The following is a 14,934-nucleotide window of genomic DNA, read 5'->3' as shown; positions in this document are numbered from 1 at the left end:
GTTCACCGGTGGTGCTCCTCGTCGATCGATGTGGGGTCGACCCCACCAAGCGCGGCCCGCATCGTGCTTCGAGCCCGGCTCACCCTCGACCGCACCGTGCCCACGGGAACCCCGAGTGCGGCGGCCGTCTCCTCGTACGTCAGGTCGGCCCACGCCACCAGCAGCAGTGCGTCCCGGAACGGCGCCTTCAACGCCGCGAGCGCCGCCGCGAGCTCTTGCCCGGCGGACGCCGCGGCCACGCGGGCGTCGCTACGCTCGGCGAACGCCTCGGTCACCGGGTCCACGCCGGTGGCCGAGAGCGCCTTGAGCGCGCGGACCTCGCTGCGCCGGTGCCGCCCGATCAGGTTGGTGGCGATGCCGTACAACCAGGGTCGGGCGTCGGGGCGGTTGCGGTCGTACGAGCCGCGTTGCCGGAACGCCACCAGGAAGACCTCGTTGAGGACGTCCTCAGCGGCGTTCGGCCCGAGCCGTCGGGTGATGTATCGCTGCAGGTGGGGTGCGTGCCGACGGAAGAGCAGGGCGAAGTACTCGGGCTCGTCCCGGGAACGCTCGATGACGTGCGCATCGTCCTCCGTTGCGGTTCCGGTCGATGTCCTCATCCGTCACTGGCCTCTCGTTCGGGTCGTTACACCCGTTCTTGCCCGCTGGCCCAAAACGAGTTCCCGCCCCGCAGCGACGCATCAGCGGAGACAGCGGACCCAACGTGGCCGATCTTGCAGTTGTGCCCGCCGAAAAGCGGGCGAATTCCGACGAAAGGGCGGACACAACTGCAAGATCGACTCGCGAGGACGGGCGCTGGCCTTCCCGAACCGGTTCCCGGCAACCTAGTGGCGGAGGTCGGGTTCCAGGTAGATCAGGCAGCGGTACGGGACGGCGGCGCGGATCTTCGCCTCGGCGGCGTTGATCGCTTCGATGATCTCGCGGGCGGAGTGTTCCGCCGCGACCTCGATCTTCGCCGCCACCAGGAGTTCGTCGGGGCCCAGGTGGAGGGTGCGGAGGTGGATGAGGCTGCGCACGCCGTCCTCGCCGGCCAGGGCGCGTTCGATGCGTTCGGTCATCACCGGGTCGGCGGCTTCGCCGATGAGGAGGCTGCTGGTCTGGGTGGCCAGGATCACGGCGATCAGCACCAGCAGGATGCCGATCGCGAGGGTGCCGGCCGCGTCCCAGCGACCGTCGCCGGTGACGACCGCCAGGGTGACGCCGCACAGGGCCAGTACCAGGCCCACCAGCGCACCCAGATCCTCCAGCACCACCACGACCAGTTCGGGGGCCTTGGTGCGGCGCACGAACTGGGGCCACGACAGGTCACCGCGACGGGCCGCGGACTCCTTCACGGCGGTGCGCAGGGAGAAGCTTTCCAGCCCGATCGACACGATGAGGACGCCGAAGGCCCAGATCGGTTCCTCCAGCGGGTGCGGATCGGCGAACTTCTCCCAGCTTTCGTACAGGGCGAACACCCCGCCGGCCAGGAAGATCACGATCGCGACCACGAACGCGTAGAGGAACCGGAAGCGGCCGTAGCCGAAGGGGTGTTCGTCGGTGGCCGGCTTGCGGGAGCGACGCCCGCCGATCAGGAGCAGGACCTGGTTGCTGGAGTCGGCGAACGAGTGCACCGCCTCGGCCAGCATCGCCGACGAACCGGTGAAGAGGTACGCCACGAACTTGCTGATCGCGATGCCGATGTTGGCGCCCAGCGCCGCGAGGATCGCCTTGATGCCCTGATCTTCGGCCACAGCGGCTACGTACCCGGGCCGCCGTTTGTCACACGTTCGGGGTGCCGCCGCGAGATCCTGGCGGCGATCTCGGCGATGCGGTCGCGCAGTTCGGGCGGGTCCCGCACCTCGAAGTCGAACGGGATGCGGAGGACGAAATCGGCCAGCGGCGCCAGGTCCCAGGCCGCGACGCGGACCAGCGCGGTGTCGTCGTCGACGCGGGAGACGACGGCCGACGTGGCCGGGATCACCCGGCGCACCCGGTCGTACGGGGCGTAGACGAGCACGGATCCGGTGACCGAGTACGGCGCGACCGCCGTGCCCTCCGACACCAGCGCCACCGGGTCGGGCGGGTCGACCAGCGTGTAGCGCTGCCCCGTCAACGCCGGCGAGACGATCCGGTCGACCCGGAACGTGCGCCACGCGTCGCGGTCGCGGTCGCGGGCCACCAGGTACCAGCGGCGGCCGGTGTGCACCACGCGCAACGGCTCCACCCACCGCGCGGAGACCGCACCGTGATTGTCGGTGTAGCCGAACCGCAGCCCCTCCGTGTTGCGGCAGCCGCGGGCCAGCGTCACCAGCACGTCGGTGTCGATCCGGGGCACGTCGGGCCCGGGTAGCTGCACCGTGCCGGTCTGCACGGCGTCGACCCGGTCGCGCAACCGGGCCGGCAGCACGCCGTCCAGTTTCGACAGCGCGGCGACCGCCGCGGTCTCCACGCCCTCGACCGCGGTCGCCGTCGCGACCCGGAGCCCGACCGCGATCGCCACCGCCTCGTCGTCGTCGAGGAGCAGCGGCGGCAACCGACCACCGCGGCCCAGCCGGTAGCCGCCGGCCACGCCGGGGTCGGCGTCGACCGGATAGCCCAGGTCGCGCAGGCGGGTGACGTCGCGGCGCAGGGTTCGAGAGGTGACGCCGAGGCGGCCGGCCAGCTCGTCACCGGGCCACTGCGGCCGGGACTGCAGCAGCGTGAGCAGCCGGAGCAGCCGCGCGGCACCTTCCACGGTCACCCAGCCTATGCGGACTCACCCTGTCCGCGATAGCCGTTACGGTCGCCGCATGACCGACCTCGACATCATCAAGCAGGACCTGCTGAAGACCGCCGGCTTCGCCTACCAGCGGCTGCACGGCCGGCTGCGCGGACTCACCGACGAGGAGTACCGGTGGGAGCCCGCGCCCGGGTGCTGGTCGATCCGGCCCGGCGACGACGGCCGGTGGACGGCCGACGGGTCGCCGCTCCCGGTCAAGCCGGCGCCCCTCACCACGATCGCCTGGCGCATCGACCACGTCATCTTCGTGCTCGAAGGCGAACGCAACGCCACCTGGCTGGGCGCCACCCCGGTCGGCACCCTCGGCCGCGACGGCGCGGCGCCGTCGGCGGAAAAGGCGCTACGGGACCTCGAACGCGCCTACGACCTGTTCACCCGGAACGTCGAGGCCGCCGACCCGGCCGGCCTGCTCACCCCGATGGGCCCGATCGCCGGCCCGTACGCCGAGGAGACCCGGTTCGCGTTCGTGCTGCACGAACTCGACGAGCTGATCCACCACGGGTCGGAGATCGCGGCGATGCGGGACCTGTACCGGGCGCTCGCCGCCACCGACCCGATCCTCGCGGCGGCCGAGCGCGGCGACCGGGCCGCCGTCGAGGAGCGGTTGGGCGAGGACCCGTCGCTGCGGTCGACCCCGCTGGTGAGCGACATGGCCGCCCGCGAACGGTGGGACGCGGTGCGCATGCTCGTCGACCTCGGGTTCGACGTGACCGCGTCGGGCGGCATCACCGCCCTGCACTACGCCGCCGCGCACGGCGAACAGGAGATCGTCGAACTGCTCCTCAAGCACGGCGCCGACCCCTCGACCAGGGACACCGAGTTCGAGCAGGACGCCGCCGGCTGGGCCGCCTTCCGCAAGCACGACGAGGTCGCTACGTATCTGCGGGGAGTATCCTCCGGCGCGTGACCTTGGCCTCGTCGCCTCACTCGGCGACAAACCTGCAGCAGACGATCGACTCTGATCACGTCGGTTTCGACGCGAAGCGGCTGGCCCGGATCCGGCCGCATTTCGCCCGATACGTCGACGACGGCCGGCTCGCGGGGTGGCACATCGTGGTCACCAGGTACGGCCAGGTCGCGCTGTCGGAGACGTACGGGGTGCGCGACCTGCCCAGCGGCGCGCCGGTCGAGACCGACACCCTGTGGCGCATCTACTCGATGACGAAGGCGGTCACCTCCGTCGCCGCGATGATGCTCTACGAGGAGGGCCACTTCGAGCTCACCGACGAGATCAGCCGGTGGCTGCCCGAGTTCGCCGACCTGCGCGTCTATGCCAAGGGCTCGATGCAGGCGCCGGTCACGGTGCCGGCCACCGAGCCGATCCGGGTGTGGCACCTGCTGACCCACACGTCCGGGCTCACGTACGGCTTCCTGCAGGAGTCGGTCGTCGACGGGCTGTACCGGGCCGCCGGCTTCGACCTCGAACCGGAGCGCGACCTCGACCTCGCCGCCGCCTGCGCCGAATGGGCCCGCCTGCCGCTGCTGTTCCAGCCCGGCACCAAGTGGGGCTACGGCGTCTCCACCGACGTCCTCGGCCGGCTCGTCGAGGTGATCAGCGGGCAGACACTGGATGAGTTCTTCGCCGAGCGCATCCTGCGTCCCCTGAAAATGACCGACACCCGGTGGTGGGTCGACGAGGCCAGCACGCCGCGGGCCGCGACCCTGTACGGCGCCCATCCGCAGACCGGCAAGGCCGTACCGATGCCGCAGCTGGGCGCGCACGCCTTCACCGCGCCGACGATGCTGGCCGGCGGTCACGGCCTGATCTCGACCGCGGCCGACTACCACCGGTTCACCCAGATGCTGCTCCGCGAGGGCGAACTCGACGGCGTGCGCCTGCTCGGCCCGCACACGCTGCGTTTCATGACCCGTAACCACCTGCCCGGCGGCGCCGACCTGGACACGTTCTCGGCCGGCGGGTTCGCCGAGACCACGATGGAGGGCATCGGGTTCGGGCTGGGCTTCGCGGTGATCGAGAACCCGGTGCCGAGCAAGACGCTCAGCAGCGTCGGCCAGTACTACTGGGGCGGGCTGGCGAGCACGGCGTTCTGGGTCGACCCGGTGGAGCAGCTCACCGCGATGCTGTTCACGCAGCTGGTGCCGTCGAGCCGGTGGCCGTTGCGACCGCAGCTGCGCCAGCTCGTGTATCAGGCCCTGATCGACTGACGGCCCGTAACCTTGCAGGGTGAACGTTAGGACCGTGCGTCGACGCCTGGTGCTCACGCTGCGGCTCTGGCGCGAATGGCGGCCGACGATGGCCTGGGCCAGGTCGATGCTGCGCAGCGGCGCCACCAGCTTCGGCGTGCTCGCCGTCACCTTCTGGCTGCTGCCGGGGGTCTATGCCAGCGGCGGGCCGGCGGCGCTGGTCGAGCTGATGGTGGTGCTGGCGCTCGTCGGCATGGTGATGCGCTGGGTGCTGCTCGGCGTCGCGGTGCTCGTCGGCGGCATCGGGGTGCTGGCTCTCGGCACGGTGCTGCAGGCGATCGTCATGTACACCGGGCTGCTGATCTCCGACGGGGTGTCCGCCAACAACTTCGCCGACGCGTGGGTGGCCAGCTGGATCGCGGCGATCCTGGCCGCCACGATCAACTGGCTGGCCGATGCCGGCAGCGACGACGTCTTCCTGCGCCAGACGCTGCGGCAGATGGCCCGGAGCCCGCTCGACGAGCCGCCGAACCGCCCCGGCGTGCTGATCGTGCAGCTCGACGGGCTCAGCGAGCCGCTGCTGAACTGGGCCGTGAAGGCCGGCAACCTGCCCAACCTCGGCCGCTGGCTGCGCAACGGCAGCCACGCGATGACCGGTTGGCACACCGGCATGCCGGCCACCACCCCGGCCAGCCAGGCCGGCATCATGCACGGCGAGGTCGGCCAGGTGCCCGCGTTCCGCTGGTACGAGAAGGAGACGCAGCGGCTCGTCGTCACCAACCGGCCGCGCGACGCCGCCGACGTCGAGAAGCGCATCTCGAACGGCCGCGGCCTGCTCGCCGACGGGGGCGTGAGCATCAGCAACGTGTTCTCCGGCGACGCGCCGGTCAGCCTGCTCACGTTCAGCAACGCGTCGCTGCCGGGCCGCTCGGCCCGCGGTTACCTGTCGTTCGTCGCGAGCCCGTACGGGCTGGCCCGGGCGCTGGTGCTGTCGATCGGCGAGATGCTCAAGGAGATCCAGCAGGCCCGCCGGCAGCGGCGCCGCGACGTCTACCCGCGGGTGGCCCGGCACGGCGCCTACGTCGCGTTGCGGGCCGTGACGAACGTCGTCCTCCGCGACCTCAACGTGTCGCTGATCGCCGAGCAGATGAGCAAGGGCGCGCCGGTGATCTTCTGCGACTTCGTCGACTACGACGAGGTGGCCCACCACGCGGGGCCGCTGCGGCCGGAGGCGATGGAATCGCTCGAAGGGCTCGACCGGGTGCTCGGCACGCTGCACCGGCTCGCCGACTCAGCCGCCCGCCGGTACGAGATCGTGGTGCTCTCCGACCACGGGCAGAGCCAGGGCGCCACGTTCCGGCAGCGGTACGGCGAGACGTTCGAAGACGTGGTCACGAAGCTGGTGCACGTCCCGGAGGACGACGGTGACCCGAGCGCCGACGGCGGGAGCAACGCCGAGGAGTGGGGCCGGGTCAACGTCCTGCTCACCGGCATGGCCCACCAGCGCGGCGTCAAGGGTGCGGCGGTGCGGGCCTGCGCGCCCGAACAGCGCCGCGACCGGCTCAGCGCGGGCCGCGCGCTGCCGGAAGGCCAGCCGGTGGTCACCGTCGCGTCGGGCAACCTCGCCATGATCTACCTGACCGGCCAGCCGCACCGGCTGACCCTGGAGGACCTCGACCACCTGCACCCCGACCTGGTGCCGGGCCTGGTCCGGCATCCGGGGGTCGGGTTCGTCGTGGTCGAGTCCGCGATCGACGGCCCGGTCGCGATCGGTGAGATCGGACGCCACCGGCTGCGCGACGGTCACGTCGACGGCATTGACCCGCTGCTGCGGTACGGCCCGCACGCCGCCCGCGACCTGCTCGACCACCAGGGCATCGCGCACGTCGGTGACATCGTGGCGGTCAGCCGCCTCGACCGCGGCACCGAGGAGGTGGCGGCGTTCGAGGAACTGGTCGGCTCGCACGGCGGCATCGGCGGCTGGCAGACCGATGCCGTGCTGGTGTACCCGGCGACCTGGCACCGCGAGCACGACGACATCCGCGGGCCGGACGCCGTCTACCGTCAGTTGGTGGACTGGCTCGACGAACTGGGGCTGCGCGCGGCGCCTTCGGCGGAGCCGGAGCCCGAGTCCGTGTCGGTCTGAACGCGCTTCTGGATCATCGACGCCACCTGGGTGACGACCAGCACCAGCACGATCACCGCGACGATCCCCTGCCACGGCTCCGGGAACACCGAGCCGCCGAGCACGCCGATCGCCGCGTACGACGTCGACCACAGCAGGCACGCCGGCCAGTTCGCCACCAGGAAGTGCCGCCACGGCAGCTTCACCAGGGCGGCGGCGAGCAGCACCGGAATCCGGCCGGCCGGGATCAGCCGCGAGATCAGCAGCACGGTGACCGGCCGCTTCCGCAGCCGTTCCCGCACCGCCTCGGCCGCCTTGACCGGCTTCGCCGACAGGTGCAGCCGCCGGGTGACCGCCTCGCCGCCGCGCCGGCAGATCGAGAACACCACGCCGTCGCCGAGGTAGGCGGCGAGCGCGCCGATCGCGATCACCAGCACCGGCGTGACCGGGTCGCGGTGCAGCGCGACGACGGCGGTGGCACTGACCACGGCACCGGTCGGCACGACCGGCACGATCGAACCGACGAGCACCAGCGCGAACGTGGTCCCCAGGGCCGCCAGAACGGCGCCGATCGTGGTCACTGGGGCGACCTCACGTCGTCCACTTGCAGGCTCGAGCCCGGCGGCAGCACGCGGACCCGGACCTCCGGGGCCTTCTCCGCCGTGAACCGGGCGAACTCCGGGCCGGGTTCGGTGAACCGGTCGGGCCGCACGCGGGCGAAGCCGACCGGCCACAGCGTGCCCCAGTGGACCGGCACCGCCCAGCCCGGCGCTACCCGCCGCACCGCCTCGGCGGCCTCCGCCGGACCGAGGTGACCGGGGCCGATCGTCCAGCTCCAGCCCCACACCGGCACCAGCGCCACGTCGACCGGTCCGAACCCGCTCATGCCGTCGAAGAGGTCGGTGTCGCCGGCGAACCAGGCCGTCCGCTTGCCCTTCACCAGGTAGCCGACGGCGGCGGCCCGGATCCGCGACCCCGGCGACCGCCCGGCCGGATGCACCGCCGGCACCGCGCTTATCCGGAGGCTGCCGACGGTCACCTCGTCGCCGGCGACGACCTCCTGGATCTCGCGGACGCCGCCGAGCTTGCGGTGGAGAAACGCGCCCGCGCCTTTCGGCACGACCAGAGCGGTGGACGCCGGCAGCCCGCGCAACGAGCCCAGGTCACAGTGATCGGCGTGCAGGTGCGAGATGACGACCGCGTTCGGGGCGGGCAGCCGCGGTGCCGGGCCCCGTCTCCGGTACAGGTGCGCGAACCGGCTCCGCAGCACCGGATCGGTGAGGACGGTGGTACCCCCGTCGTCGATGGCGACGGTGGCGTGTCCCCACCAGGTGATGCGCATGGGTCCCAGCTTTTCATGCCGGCGCCGCCCACCGGGTACGCAGCGCCAGGTAGATAGTCAGCCCGAACGGCGCGAGCAGGATCGTCAGGACGAGCAGCGGCGCCATCACCAGGGCCGGAATCCCCCGCTCCCGGCTGTCGAGGTACATCCACCGCCCGACGAACAGGTCGAACGCGGTGAGGTGTGCCCACACCAACGCCGTCCCGTCGGCGGTGCTCACGATCTCGCGCACGCCGTCGAAGCTCGGATTGACCATCTCGGCGGCGAACTCCGGAAAGATCGGGATCACCGCGAACAGGTACGCCACGAGCGGCGCCAGCACGATCAGCGGCGAGCTGACGATCGTCCGGGTCCAGCGCCAGTGCGGGGCAACGATCATCAGCGCCCAGAACGGCACAGCCAACGGGAAGGCCAGGTTGAACGCCAACTCGGTCATCCGACGCGCACCGCGTCACGAACAACGGGACGGCGGAGCGCGACCGCCGCGCCCACCGCGAGCCCGGCGGCGAGGAGGCCGGCGGAGCCCAGCGTGAGCGTGTCGGGGGACGCGACGGGCTGGCCGCGCAGGGCCTGCCAGGTGGTGAGCGCGGTGATGCCGGCCATGCCGACGGCACCGAGCCCGACCAGGCGGTTGCGTACCCGGTCGGGACGCAGCACCGGCCAGCGCCGCGCGGCCCGCGCGAGCCCGAACGCCAGCAGCGGCAGGGCCTGCAGGGCGTGCAGCCCGATGAAGTGCGCGACGCGCAGGTCGCCGCCGGTGGTGCTCCAGTTGACCAGCGGCAGGCCGGGGCCGCCCTCCGCCACACCGACGCTGTGCGAACCCACGAGGGTGGGCGGGCCGTCGGCGAATCCGGCCTGCTGCTCCGCGGTCGGCTGCGTCATCAGGAACCCGATGGCCATGCCGGCGAGCGAGATGAGCAGGCCGTAGCGCACGGCGAGCACGGTCGGCCGGTCGCCCTGGTAGTGGCGGAGCAGGACGACGCCGATGAGCGCGGTGGCGATCCACAGCATCAGGATCGTGACGGCCATGACGCCCCACAGCGCGCTGTCGAGCGGCGTCTCGACGTTGAAGTGGCTGCGCCGACCCCGGACCACCTGCCCGACGATGACCGCCATCTCGACGAACGAGGCCGCGACGATCACGTTGCCGAGCCAGCCGGCGTGCCGGGCGGGCCTCCCCCGCAGCGAGCCGTCCTGCTGCGAGCCGCCCCGCAGCGAGCCGTCCTGCAGCGAGCCGATCAGGTACGCCAGCGTTCCGGTGTAGACGACCAGGGAGATCGCGAACTTGAACGGCTTGAGCCAGATCGGGACGCCGAGCAGGACCCGGTCGTCGACGACGATCCCGGCGGCCGCGACGGCGGCGAGTCCCGCCATGGCCACGGCGGTGACCGCGAGCGGCCGGTGCAGTCGGGGCGCGTTCATGATCCCTCCCAAGAATGGATAGCGGTGCTATCCGCTATCGATAGCTACACTATCCATCGAACACGCGAGGGGGTCAAGGGTGCGGATCGCGGAGTTGAGCGAGCGGAGCGGCGTCCCGGTGCCGACGATCAAGTACTACCTGCGGGAGGGGCTCCTTCCACCCGGCGAGTCGATCCGCGCCAACCAGGCCAGATACGACGAGCGGCACCTCCAGCGGCTGCGCCTGGTGCGGGTGCTGATCGACGTCGGGCGGCTGCCGGTCGCCGCGATCCGCGACCTGTTCGCCGACCTCGACCGGCCCGACCCCGACCTGCACCACGCGCTCGGCCGGGCCCTGAAGTCGGCACCCGCCGGCGGTCCCGAGCCGCCGGCCACCGGCGACGTCGCGACCGCCGAACTGGAGGTCGACGACCTGCTGCGCCGGCGCGGCTGGCTGGTGTCGGAGGAGGCGCCGGCCCGGCGGCGGGTCGCCGAGGTGATCGCGGCGCTGCGTCGGCTCGACAACGCCAAGCAGGTCGAGATGATCGACGAGTACGCGGCGGCCGTCGAGCGGATCGCCGAACTCGATCTCCAGTTGGTGCAGGCCGCGGACCCGGAGACGGTCGTCTACCGGGCGGTGGTCGGCACGATCCTCGGCGACGCGCTGCTCGCCGGCCTGCGCCGGCTCGCCCAGGAGAGCGTTTCGGACCGGCTGTTCCATGACAGGACGGATTCCTCTGACTAAAGTCAGAGAATGGATTCACAAGAAGCGGTGACGCGGGTGCGCCGGTTCAACCGCACGGTCACCCAGCGGGTGGGTGCCCTCGACGACCACTTCCTGGCCCTCGACCGGCCGCTCGGCCAGGCCCGGGTGCTGTGGGAGATCGGCACCGACGGTGTCGACATCCGTACCCTGCGGGCCCGCCTCGGGCTCGACTCCGGGTACCTGAGCCGCCTCCTGCGCGCGCTGGCCGACGACGGGCTGGTGCGGGTCGAGAACAGCGCCGCCGACGCGCGCGTCCGCACCGCCCGGCTCACCGACGAGGGCCGCGCCGAACGCGCGGAGCTCGACCGGCGCTCCGACACGATGGCCGCCGACATGCTCGGCGGCCTGAGCCCGGCCGAGCGCGACCGCCTGGTCGCCGCGATGGGCGAGGTCGAGCGGCTGCTGATCGCGTCGACGGTGCGGGTCGGCGTCGTCGACCCGGGCCACCCGCACGCCCGGTTCTGCCTGGGCTCCTACTACGCGGAGCTGGCCGAGCGGTTCGAGGAGGGGTTCGACCCCGCGGCGAGCGCCACCGGCGAAGCCGACCTGCGCCCGCCGAACGGCCTGCTCCTGGTGGCCACGCTCGCCGACGAGCCGGTCGGCTGCGGCGCGCTGCTGTTCCACCCCGGCGAGCCCGCGTACATCAAGCGGATGTGGGTGTCACGCACGGTCCGCGGGCTCGGTCTCGGCCGTCGCCTGTTGCGCGAACTCGAGGGGACCGCGCGGGAGCGCGGCCACACGAAGGTCCATCTGGAGACGAACCGGGCGCTGCCCGAGGCGATCCGGATGTACCGCACCTCGGGCTACCGCGAGGTCGACCGCTTCAACGACGAGGTCTACGGCCACCACTTCTTCGAGAAGGATCTTTAGGCGCCCCAACCGGCCTGCTCGCCGCCGACCCGGTCGGCCTTGACCTTCTCGGCGTAGCCCGACCTGGCGTACGCCTTCAGGGGTTCGGGGTCCAGGCCCATGTCCTCGCGCAGGTCCCGCAGCAGGGGACGCACGTCGGTGTTGTACGCGTCCATCAGCACCGCGTTGGCGTCGAGGACCTCGCCGGCCGCCTGGGCGTCCGCAAGCGCTTCGACGTCGACCAGCAGCGCCTTCGCCGTCGCCTCCTGCACGTTCATCACCGAGCGGATCACGGCCGGGATCTTCGCCTCGATGTTGTGGCACTGGTCGAGCATGAACGCGATCCCGTAGTCGGGGTCGAGCGCGCCCGCCGAGACGATCTCGAACATGATGCGGAACAGCTGGAACGGGTCGGCCGCGCCCACCATCAGGTCGTCGTCGGCGTAGAAGCGGGAGTTGAAGTCGAACGCGCCGAGCTTCCCCTCGCGCAGCAGGAACGCCACGATGAACTCGATGTTCGTGCCGGGTGCGTGGTGACCGGTGTCGATCACCACCTGCGCCTTCCCGCCCAGCCGCAGGCAGTGCGCATACGCCGTGCCCCAGTCGGGCACGTCGGTGGTGTAGAACGCCGGCTCGAACAGCTTGTACTCCAACAGCATCCGCTGCTCGTCGCCGAGCCGGTCGTAGACCTCCGACAACGCGGCGGCCAGGCGGTCCTGGCGGCCGCGGATCGAGTCCTGGCCCGGGTAGTTGGTGCCGTCGGAGAACCACAGTTTCAGGTCGCGCGACCCGGTGGCGTCCATGATGGACACACACTCCAGCAGGTGGTCGGTCGCCTTGCGGCGCACGCCCGCGTCGGGGTTGGTGACGCTGCCGAGCTTGTAGTCGTTGTCCTGGAACACGTTCGAGTTGATGGCGCCCAGTTGCACGCCCTCCGACGCGGCGTACGCCGACAACGCCGCGTAGTCGTCGACCTTGTCCCAGGGGATGTGCAGCGCGACGCTGGGCGCCACACCGGTGAAGCGGTGCACCGTCGCCGCGTCGGCGATCTTCTCCTGCGGGGTGCGTGGCACGCCCTCCTGGGGGAAGACCTTGAACCGCGTGCCGGAGTTGCCGAACGCCCACGACGGTAGTTCGATGTGCTGCCGCCGCAATGCATCCAGCACCCGTGTGCGGGTCTCAGGAGTCATCGATCGCCTCCAACTGATCGTCCAGGTTGAACACCTCGTCGAGTACCTGGAAACCCAGGTCCGGACGGCCGTCGTCCAGACCCTCGAAGAACTCGGCCATCTGGGCCTGCCACCGGCTGTTCACGTCGGTGGCGTCCATGGCCGCCTGTGCGGCGGCCAGGTCTTCGGTCAGCAGGTACCCGACGAGGAGCCCGTCGTCGCGCAGGAAAAGTGAGTAGTCGTGCCAGCCCGCGTCGCGCAACGCGCGCAGCATGTCCGGCCAGACCGCCGCGTGCCGTCGACGGTATTCGTCCAGGCGGTCGGGCCGGACCTGCAGCGTGAAGCAGACGCGTTTCATTGGTTACCTAGAAGTTGAACTTGTCGATGTTCGACGCGTCGAAGGTGGTCGGGTCGCCGAGGAGCACCTCGCCGTTGGCGCCGACGGTGAACTCACCGAGCTTGCCGGCGGTGAACTTGTCGCCCTGCTTGCCGCTGATCGTGCCCGACGCCAGCGCGCCCGCCGCGTACGCGGCCAGGTAACCCAGCTCCTCCGGGTTCCACAGCGCGAACGCCTTGCAGGTGCCGTCCTTCACGAACGCGCGCATCTGGTTCGGCGTGCCGAGACCGGTCAGCGCCACCTTGCCCTTGTACGTCGAGCCGCTCAGGTACCGGGCCGCCGCGGCCACGCCGACGGTGGTCGGCGAGATGATGCCCTTCAGGTCCGGGTACTTGGCGAGCAGGCCCTGCGCCTCCTGGAACGACTTCTCGTCCTTGTCGTCGCCGTAGACGGTCGCCACGAGTTGGAGCTTGCTGTACTCGGGCTTCGCCAGTTCGGCCTTCATCTTCTCGATCCAGGTGTTCTGGTTCGTGGCGTTCGCCGTCGCCGAGAGGATCGCGATCTTCCCGCCGGCCGGGCCGACCGCGTCGGAGATCAGCTTGATCTGCGACTTGGCGATGCCGTCTGCGGTGGCCTGGTTCACGAAGACGTCGCGGCACTCGGGCTTGGTGTCGGAGTCGTAGGTGACGATCTTCGTGCCGCCCGACTTCGCCTCGGAGAGCGCGCCGCAGATGGCGTCCTTGTCGTTGGCCGACACCACGATCACGTCGGTGTCCTGCTGCGACAGCGTGTTGATGTAGCTCACCTGGGACGACGCCGACGCTTCCGACGGGCCGGTCTCGCTGTAGGTGCCCTTGAACTCGGTGACGGCGTTCTTGCCGCCCGTGCCGGCGGAGGTGAAGTACGGGTTGTTGACCTGCTTGGGCAGGAAGGCGATCTTCAGGCCGGACTTGATGCCGTTGGTGGTTTCGCCGGTACCGGTGTCGCTGTCACCGTCTTCGGCGCAGGCGGCCAGGCTGACCGCGAGCAACGCGGCTAACGAGGCGGTGAGGACCTTCTTCATGATGGGGAGGCTCCCTTCGAGGCAGCGAGGGTGAGGGCGGTTTTCGTTCGACGCCGGTGGAGGGCGTCGCGGGTGAGGGTGACGAGGTTGGGGCCCACCACGGAGGCGATGAGCAGCGATCCGGTGACGATGGTGAGGGTGTTCGCCGGTACGTCGGCGAGTTGCAGTGCGTTGCGGAGCGTGGCCAGCAGCACGACGGCGGCGAGCACGCCCACGATGCCGCCGCGTCCCCCGAAGATCGAGACGCCGCCGAGGAGCACGGCGGCGACGACGGCCAGTTCCAGACCCGTCGCGTTGTCGGCGCGGGCACTGGCGAAGCGGAACGTCCAGAACACACCGGCGAGGGCGGACATGGTGCCGGTGAGCACGAAGAGCCAGAACTTGGTGCGGGCCACCCGGATTCCGGCGAACGCCGACGCCTCGTCGTTGTTGCCGATCGCGTAGAGCCCGCGTCCGATCGGGGTGGCGTGCAGCACGACGCCGAGGATCACCGCGACGCCGAGGACCACCAGCACCATCCACGGGATGGTGAGCCCCGGGATCGGCGCGATCGCGTTGCTGGTCCACGAGATCGGGTAGTCGGCGACGGCCTTGTCGCCCAGCACCACGTACGCGAGGCCGCGGTACAGCGCGAGCGTGCCGATCGTCACCGCCAACGACGGCAGCCCGAACCCGGTAATAAACAGGCCGTTCAGCGCACCGAGCAACCCACCCAGCAGCAGGCAGAGAACGACGAGCAGGGGCAACGAGGTGACGCCCGCGGCCCACAGCTTGCCGAACACCGTGCACGTCAGCCCGAGCACCGAGGCCACCGACAGGTCGATCTCGCCGGTGATCACCACCAGCGCGAGCGGCAGCGCGATCAGCGCGACCGGAATGACCTCCAGCGCCACGAAGCGCCAGAACTTGGCCGTGCCGAACCCGTCGATCGTCTGGCCGGCGACGGCGATGAACAGCACCAGCGCCACGATCACGG

At 71.0% G+C, this 14,934-nt stretch carries 16 protein-coding genes; 5 read left to right on the top strand and 11 right to left on the bottom strand.

Annotated features, from left to right (window positions below; all coding sequences use genetic code 11):
- Positions 1-2 precede the first annotated feature (2 nt).
- From Vau01_RS27105 to Vau01_RS27095, 3 genes are all read right to left on the bottom strand, one after another.
- Positions 3-599, bottom strand: a complete 597-nt coding sequence (locus tag Vau01_RS27105; protein WP_203997873.1) for an RNA polymerase sigma factor — start codon at positions 597-599, stop codon at positions 3-5.
- Between the two features lie 225 nt (positions 600-824).
- A complete protein-coding gene (locus Vau01_RS27100) occupies positions 825-1,733 on the bottom strand; it encodes a cation diffusion facilitator family transporter (protein ID WP_203997870.1) in 909 nt (302 codons plus the stop codon).
- A gap of 5 nt (positions 1,734-1,738) precedes the next feature.
- A complete protein-coding gene (locus Vau01_RS27095; protein ID WP_203997867.1) occupies positions 1,739-2,722 on the bottom strand; it encodes a helix-turn-helix transcriptional regulator in 984 nt (327 codons plus the stop codon).
- A 49-nt stretch (positions 2,723-2,771) separates the two neighbouring features.
- Here Vau01_RS27095 and Vau01_RS27090 point away from each other — a divergent pair, with 49 nt between their 5' ends.
- The 3 genes from Vau01_RS27090 to Vau01_RS27080 are packed head-to-tail and all read left to right on the top strand — an operon-like array spanning position 2,772 to position 7,052.
- Entirely contained in the window at positions 2,772-3,668 is an 897-nt protein-coding gene (locus Vau01_RS27090) for a DinB family protein (protein WP_203997864.1), read from the top strand.
- Entirely contained in the window at positions 3,665-4,927 is a 1,263-nt protein-coding gene (locus tag Vau01_RS27085) for a serine hydrolase domain-containing protein (protein WP_373320319.1), read from the top strand. Before Vau01_RS27090 ends, Vau01_RS27085 begins: the two co-directional genes overlap by 4 nt.
- Before the next feature lie 19 nt (positions 4,928-4,946).
- Positions 4,947-7,052, top strand: a complete 2,106-nt coding sequence (locus tag Vau01_RS27080; protein WP_239151871.1) for a phage holin family protein — start codon at positions 4,947-4,949, stop codon at positions 7,050-7,052.
- Here Vau01_RS27080 and Vau01_RS27075 read toward each other — a convergent pair.
- From Vau01_RS27075 to Vau01_RS27060, 4 genes are read right to left on the bottom strand one after another with little or no spacing between them, the layout of a single operon-like run.
- On the bottom strand, positions 6,971-7,612 hold the full coding sequence (locus Vau01_RS27075) for a DedA family protein (protein WP_239151870.1): 642 nt from the start codon (positions 7,610-7,612) through the stop codon (positions 6,971-6,973). The two genes, Vau01_RS27080 and Vau01_RS27075, sit on opposite strands and share 82 nt — an antisense overlap.
- A complete protein-coding gene (locus Vau01_RS27070; protein ID WP_203997861.1) occupies positions 7,609-8,373 on the bottom strand; it encodes an MBL fold metallo-hydrolase in 765 nt (254 codons plus the stop codon). Before Vau01_RS27070 ends, Vau01_RS27075 begins: the two co-directional genes overlap by 4 nt.
- A gap of 13 nt (positions 8,374-8,386) precedes the next feature.
- Positions 8,387-8,809 (bottom strand): ABA4-like family protein, encoded by a 423-nt coding sequence (locus tag Vau01_RS27065; RefSeq protein ID WP_203997858.1) that lies wholly within the window; start codon positions 8,807-8,809, stop codon positions 8,387-8,389.
- Positions 8,806-9,795 carry a hypothetical protein gene (locus tag Vau01_RS27060; protein ID WP_203997855.1) on the bottom strand — a complete coding sequence of 330 codons (990 nt, stop codon included), beginning with the start codon at positions 9,793-9,795 and terminating at the stop codon, positions 8,806-8,808. Before Vau01_RS27060 ends, Vau01_RS27065 begins: the two co-directional genes overlap by 4 nt.
- 79 nt (positions 9,796-9,874) lie before the next feature.
- Here Vau01_RS27060 and Vau01_RS27055 point away from each other — a divergent pair, with 79 nt between their 5' ends.
- Together Vau01_RS27055 and Vau01_RS27050 are read left to right on the top strand one after the other, a co-directional pair.
- Positions 9,875-10,519, top strand: a complete 645-nt coding sequence (locus Vau01_RS27055) for a MerR family transcriptional regulator (protein WP_203997852.1) — start codon at positions 9,875-9,877, stop codon at positions 10,517-10,519.
- A gap of 9 nt (positions 10,520-10,528) precedes the next feature.
- Positions 10,529-11,410, top strand: coding sequence for a MarR family winged helix-turn-helix transcriptional regulator (locus Vau01_RS27050; protein ID WP_203997849.1), 882 nt, complete (start codon positions 10,529-10,531; stop codon positions 11,408-11,410).
- Here the strand turns inward: Vau01_RS27050 and rhaI are convergent.
- Genes rhaI through Vau01_RS27030 form a run of 4 tightly spaced genes read right to left on the bottom strand, consistent with a single transcriptional unit; the run spans position 11,407 to position 14,932 of the window.
- Complete coding sequence (gene rhaI / locus Vau01_RS27045; RefSeq protein ID WP_203997847.1) at positions 11,407-12,579, bottom strand: L-rhamnose isomerase; 1,173 nt, start codon at positions 12,577-12,579, stop codon at positions 11,407-11,409. The two genes, Vau01_RS27050 and rhaI, sit on opposite strands and share 4 nt — an antisense overlap.
- A complete protein-coding gene (locus Vau01_RS27040) occupies positions 12,569-12,916 on the bottom strand; it encodes an L-rhamnose mutarotase (RefSeq protein ID WP_203997844.1) in 348 nt (115 codons plus the stop codon). Before Vau01_RS27040 ends, rhaI begins: the two co-directional genes overlap by 11 nt.
- A gap of 7 nt (positions 12,917-12,923) precedes the next feature.
- Positions 12,924-13,958: a rhamnose ABC transporter substrate-binding protein gene (gene rhaS, locus Vau01_RS27035; RefSeq protein WP_203997841.1), complete on the bottom strand. Its 1,035-nt coding sequence runs from the start codon at positions 13,956-13,958 to the stop codon at positions 12,924-12,926.
- Complete coding sequence (locus Vau01_RS27030) at positions 13,955-14,932, bottom strand: ABC transporter permease (protein ID WP_239151869.1); 978 nt, start codon at positions 14,930-14,932, stop codon at positions 13,955-13,957. Before Vau01_RS27030 ends, rhaS begins: the two co-directional genes overlap by 4 nt.
- Positions 14,933-14,934 lie beyond the last annotated feature (2 nt).

Source organism: Virgisporangium aurantiacum, assembly GCF_016863635.1.
Taxonomy (GTDB): Bacteria; Actinomycetota; Actinomycetes; order Mycobacteriales; family Micromonosporaceae; genus Virgisporangium; species Virgisporangium aurantiacum.
This window is presented reverse-complemented; position numbering and strand designations above follow the sequence as displayed.

Coding starts and splice junctions, on each gene's coding strand:
- Vau01_RS27040 (WP_203997844.1), bottom strand. CDS start 12,916: ATGAAACGCGTCTGCTTCACGCTGCAGGTCCGGCCCGACCGCCTGGAC.
- rhaI (WP_203997847.1), bottom strand. CDS start 12,579: ATGACTCCTGAGACCCGCACACGGGTGCTGGATGCATTGCGGCGGCAG.
- Vau01_RS27050 (WP_203997849.1), top strand. CDS start 10,529: ATGGATTCACAAGAAGCGGTGACGCGGGTGCGCCGGTTCAACCGCACG.
- rhaS (WP_203997841.1), bottom strand. CDS start 13,958: ATGAAGAAGGTCCTCACCGCCTCGTTAGCCGCGTTGCTCGCGGTCAGC.
- Vau01_RS27070 (WP_203997861.1), bottom strand. CDS start 8,373: ATGCGCATCACCTGGTGGGGACACGCCACCGTCGCCATCGACGACGGG.
- Vau01_RS27060 (WP_203997855.1), bottom strand. CDS start 9,795: ATGAACGCGCCCCGACTGCACCGGCCGCTCGCGGTCACCGCCGTGGCC.
- Vau01_RS27065 (WP_203997858.1), bottom strand. CDS start 8,809: ATGACCGAGTTGGCGTTCAACCTGGCCTTCCCGTTGGCTGTGCCGTTC.
- Vau01_RS27090 (WP_203997864.1), top strand. CDS start 2,772: ATGACCGACCTCGACATCATCAAGCAGGACCTGCTGAAGACCGCCGGC.
- Vau01_RS27105 (WP_203997873.1), bottom strand. CDS start 599: ATGAGGACATCGACCGGAACCGCAACGGAGGACGATGCGCACGTCATC.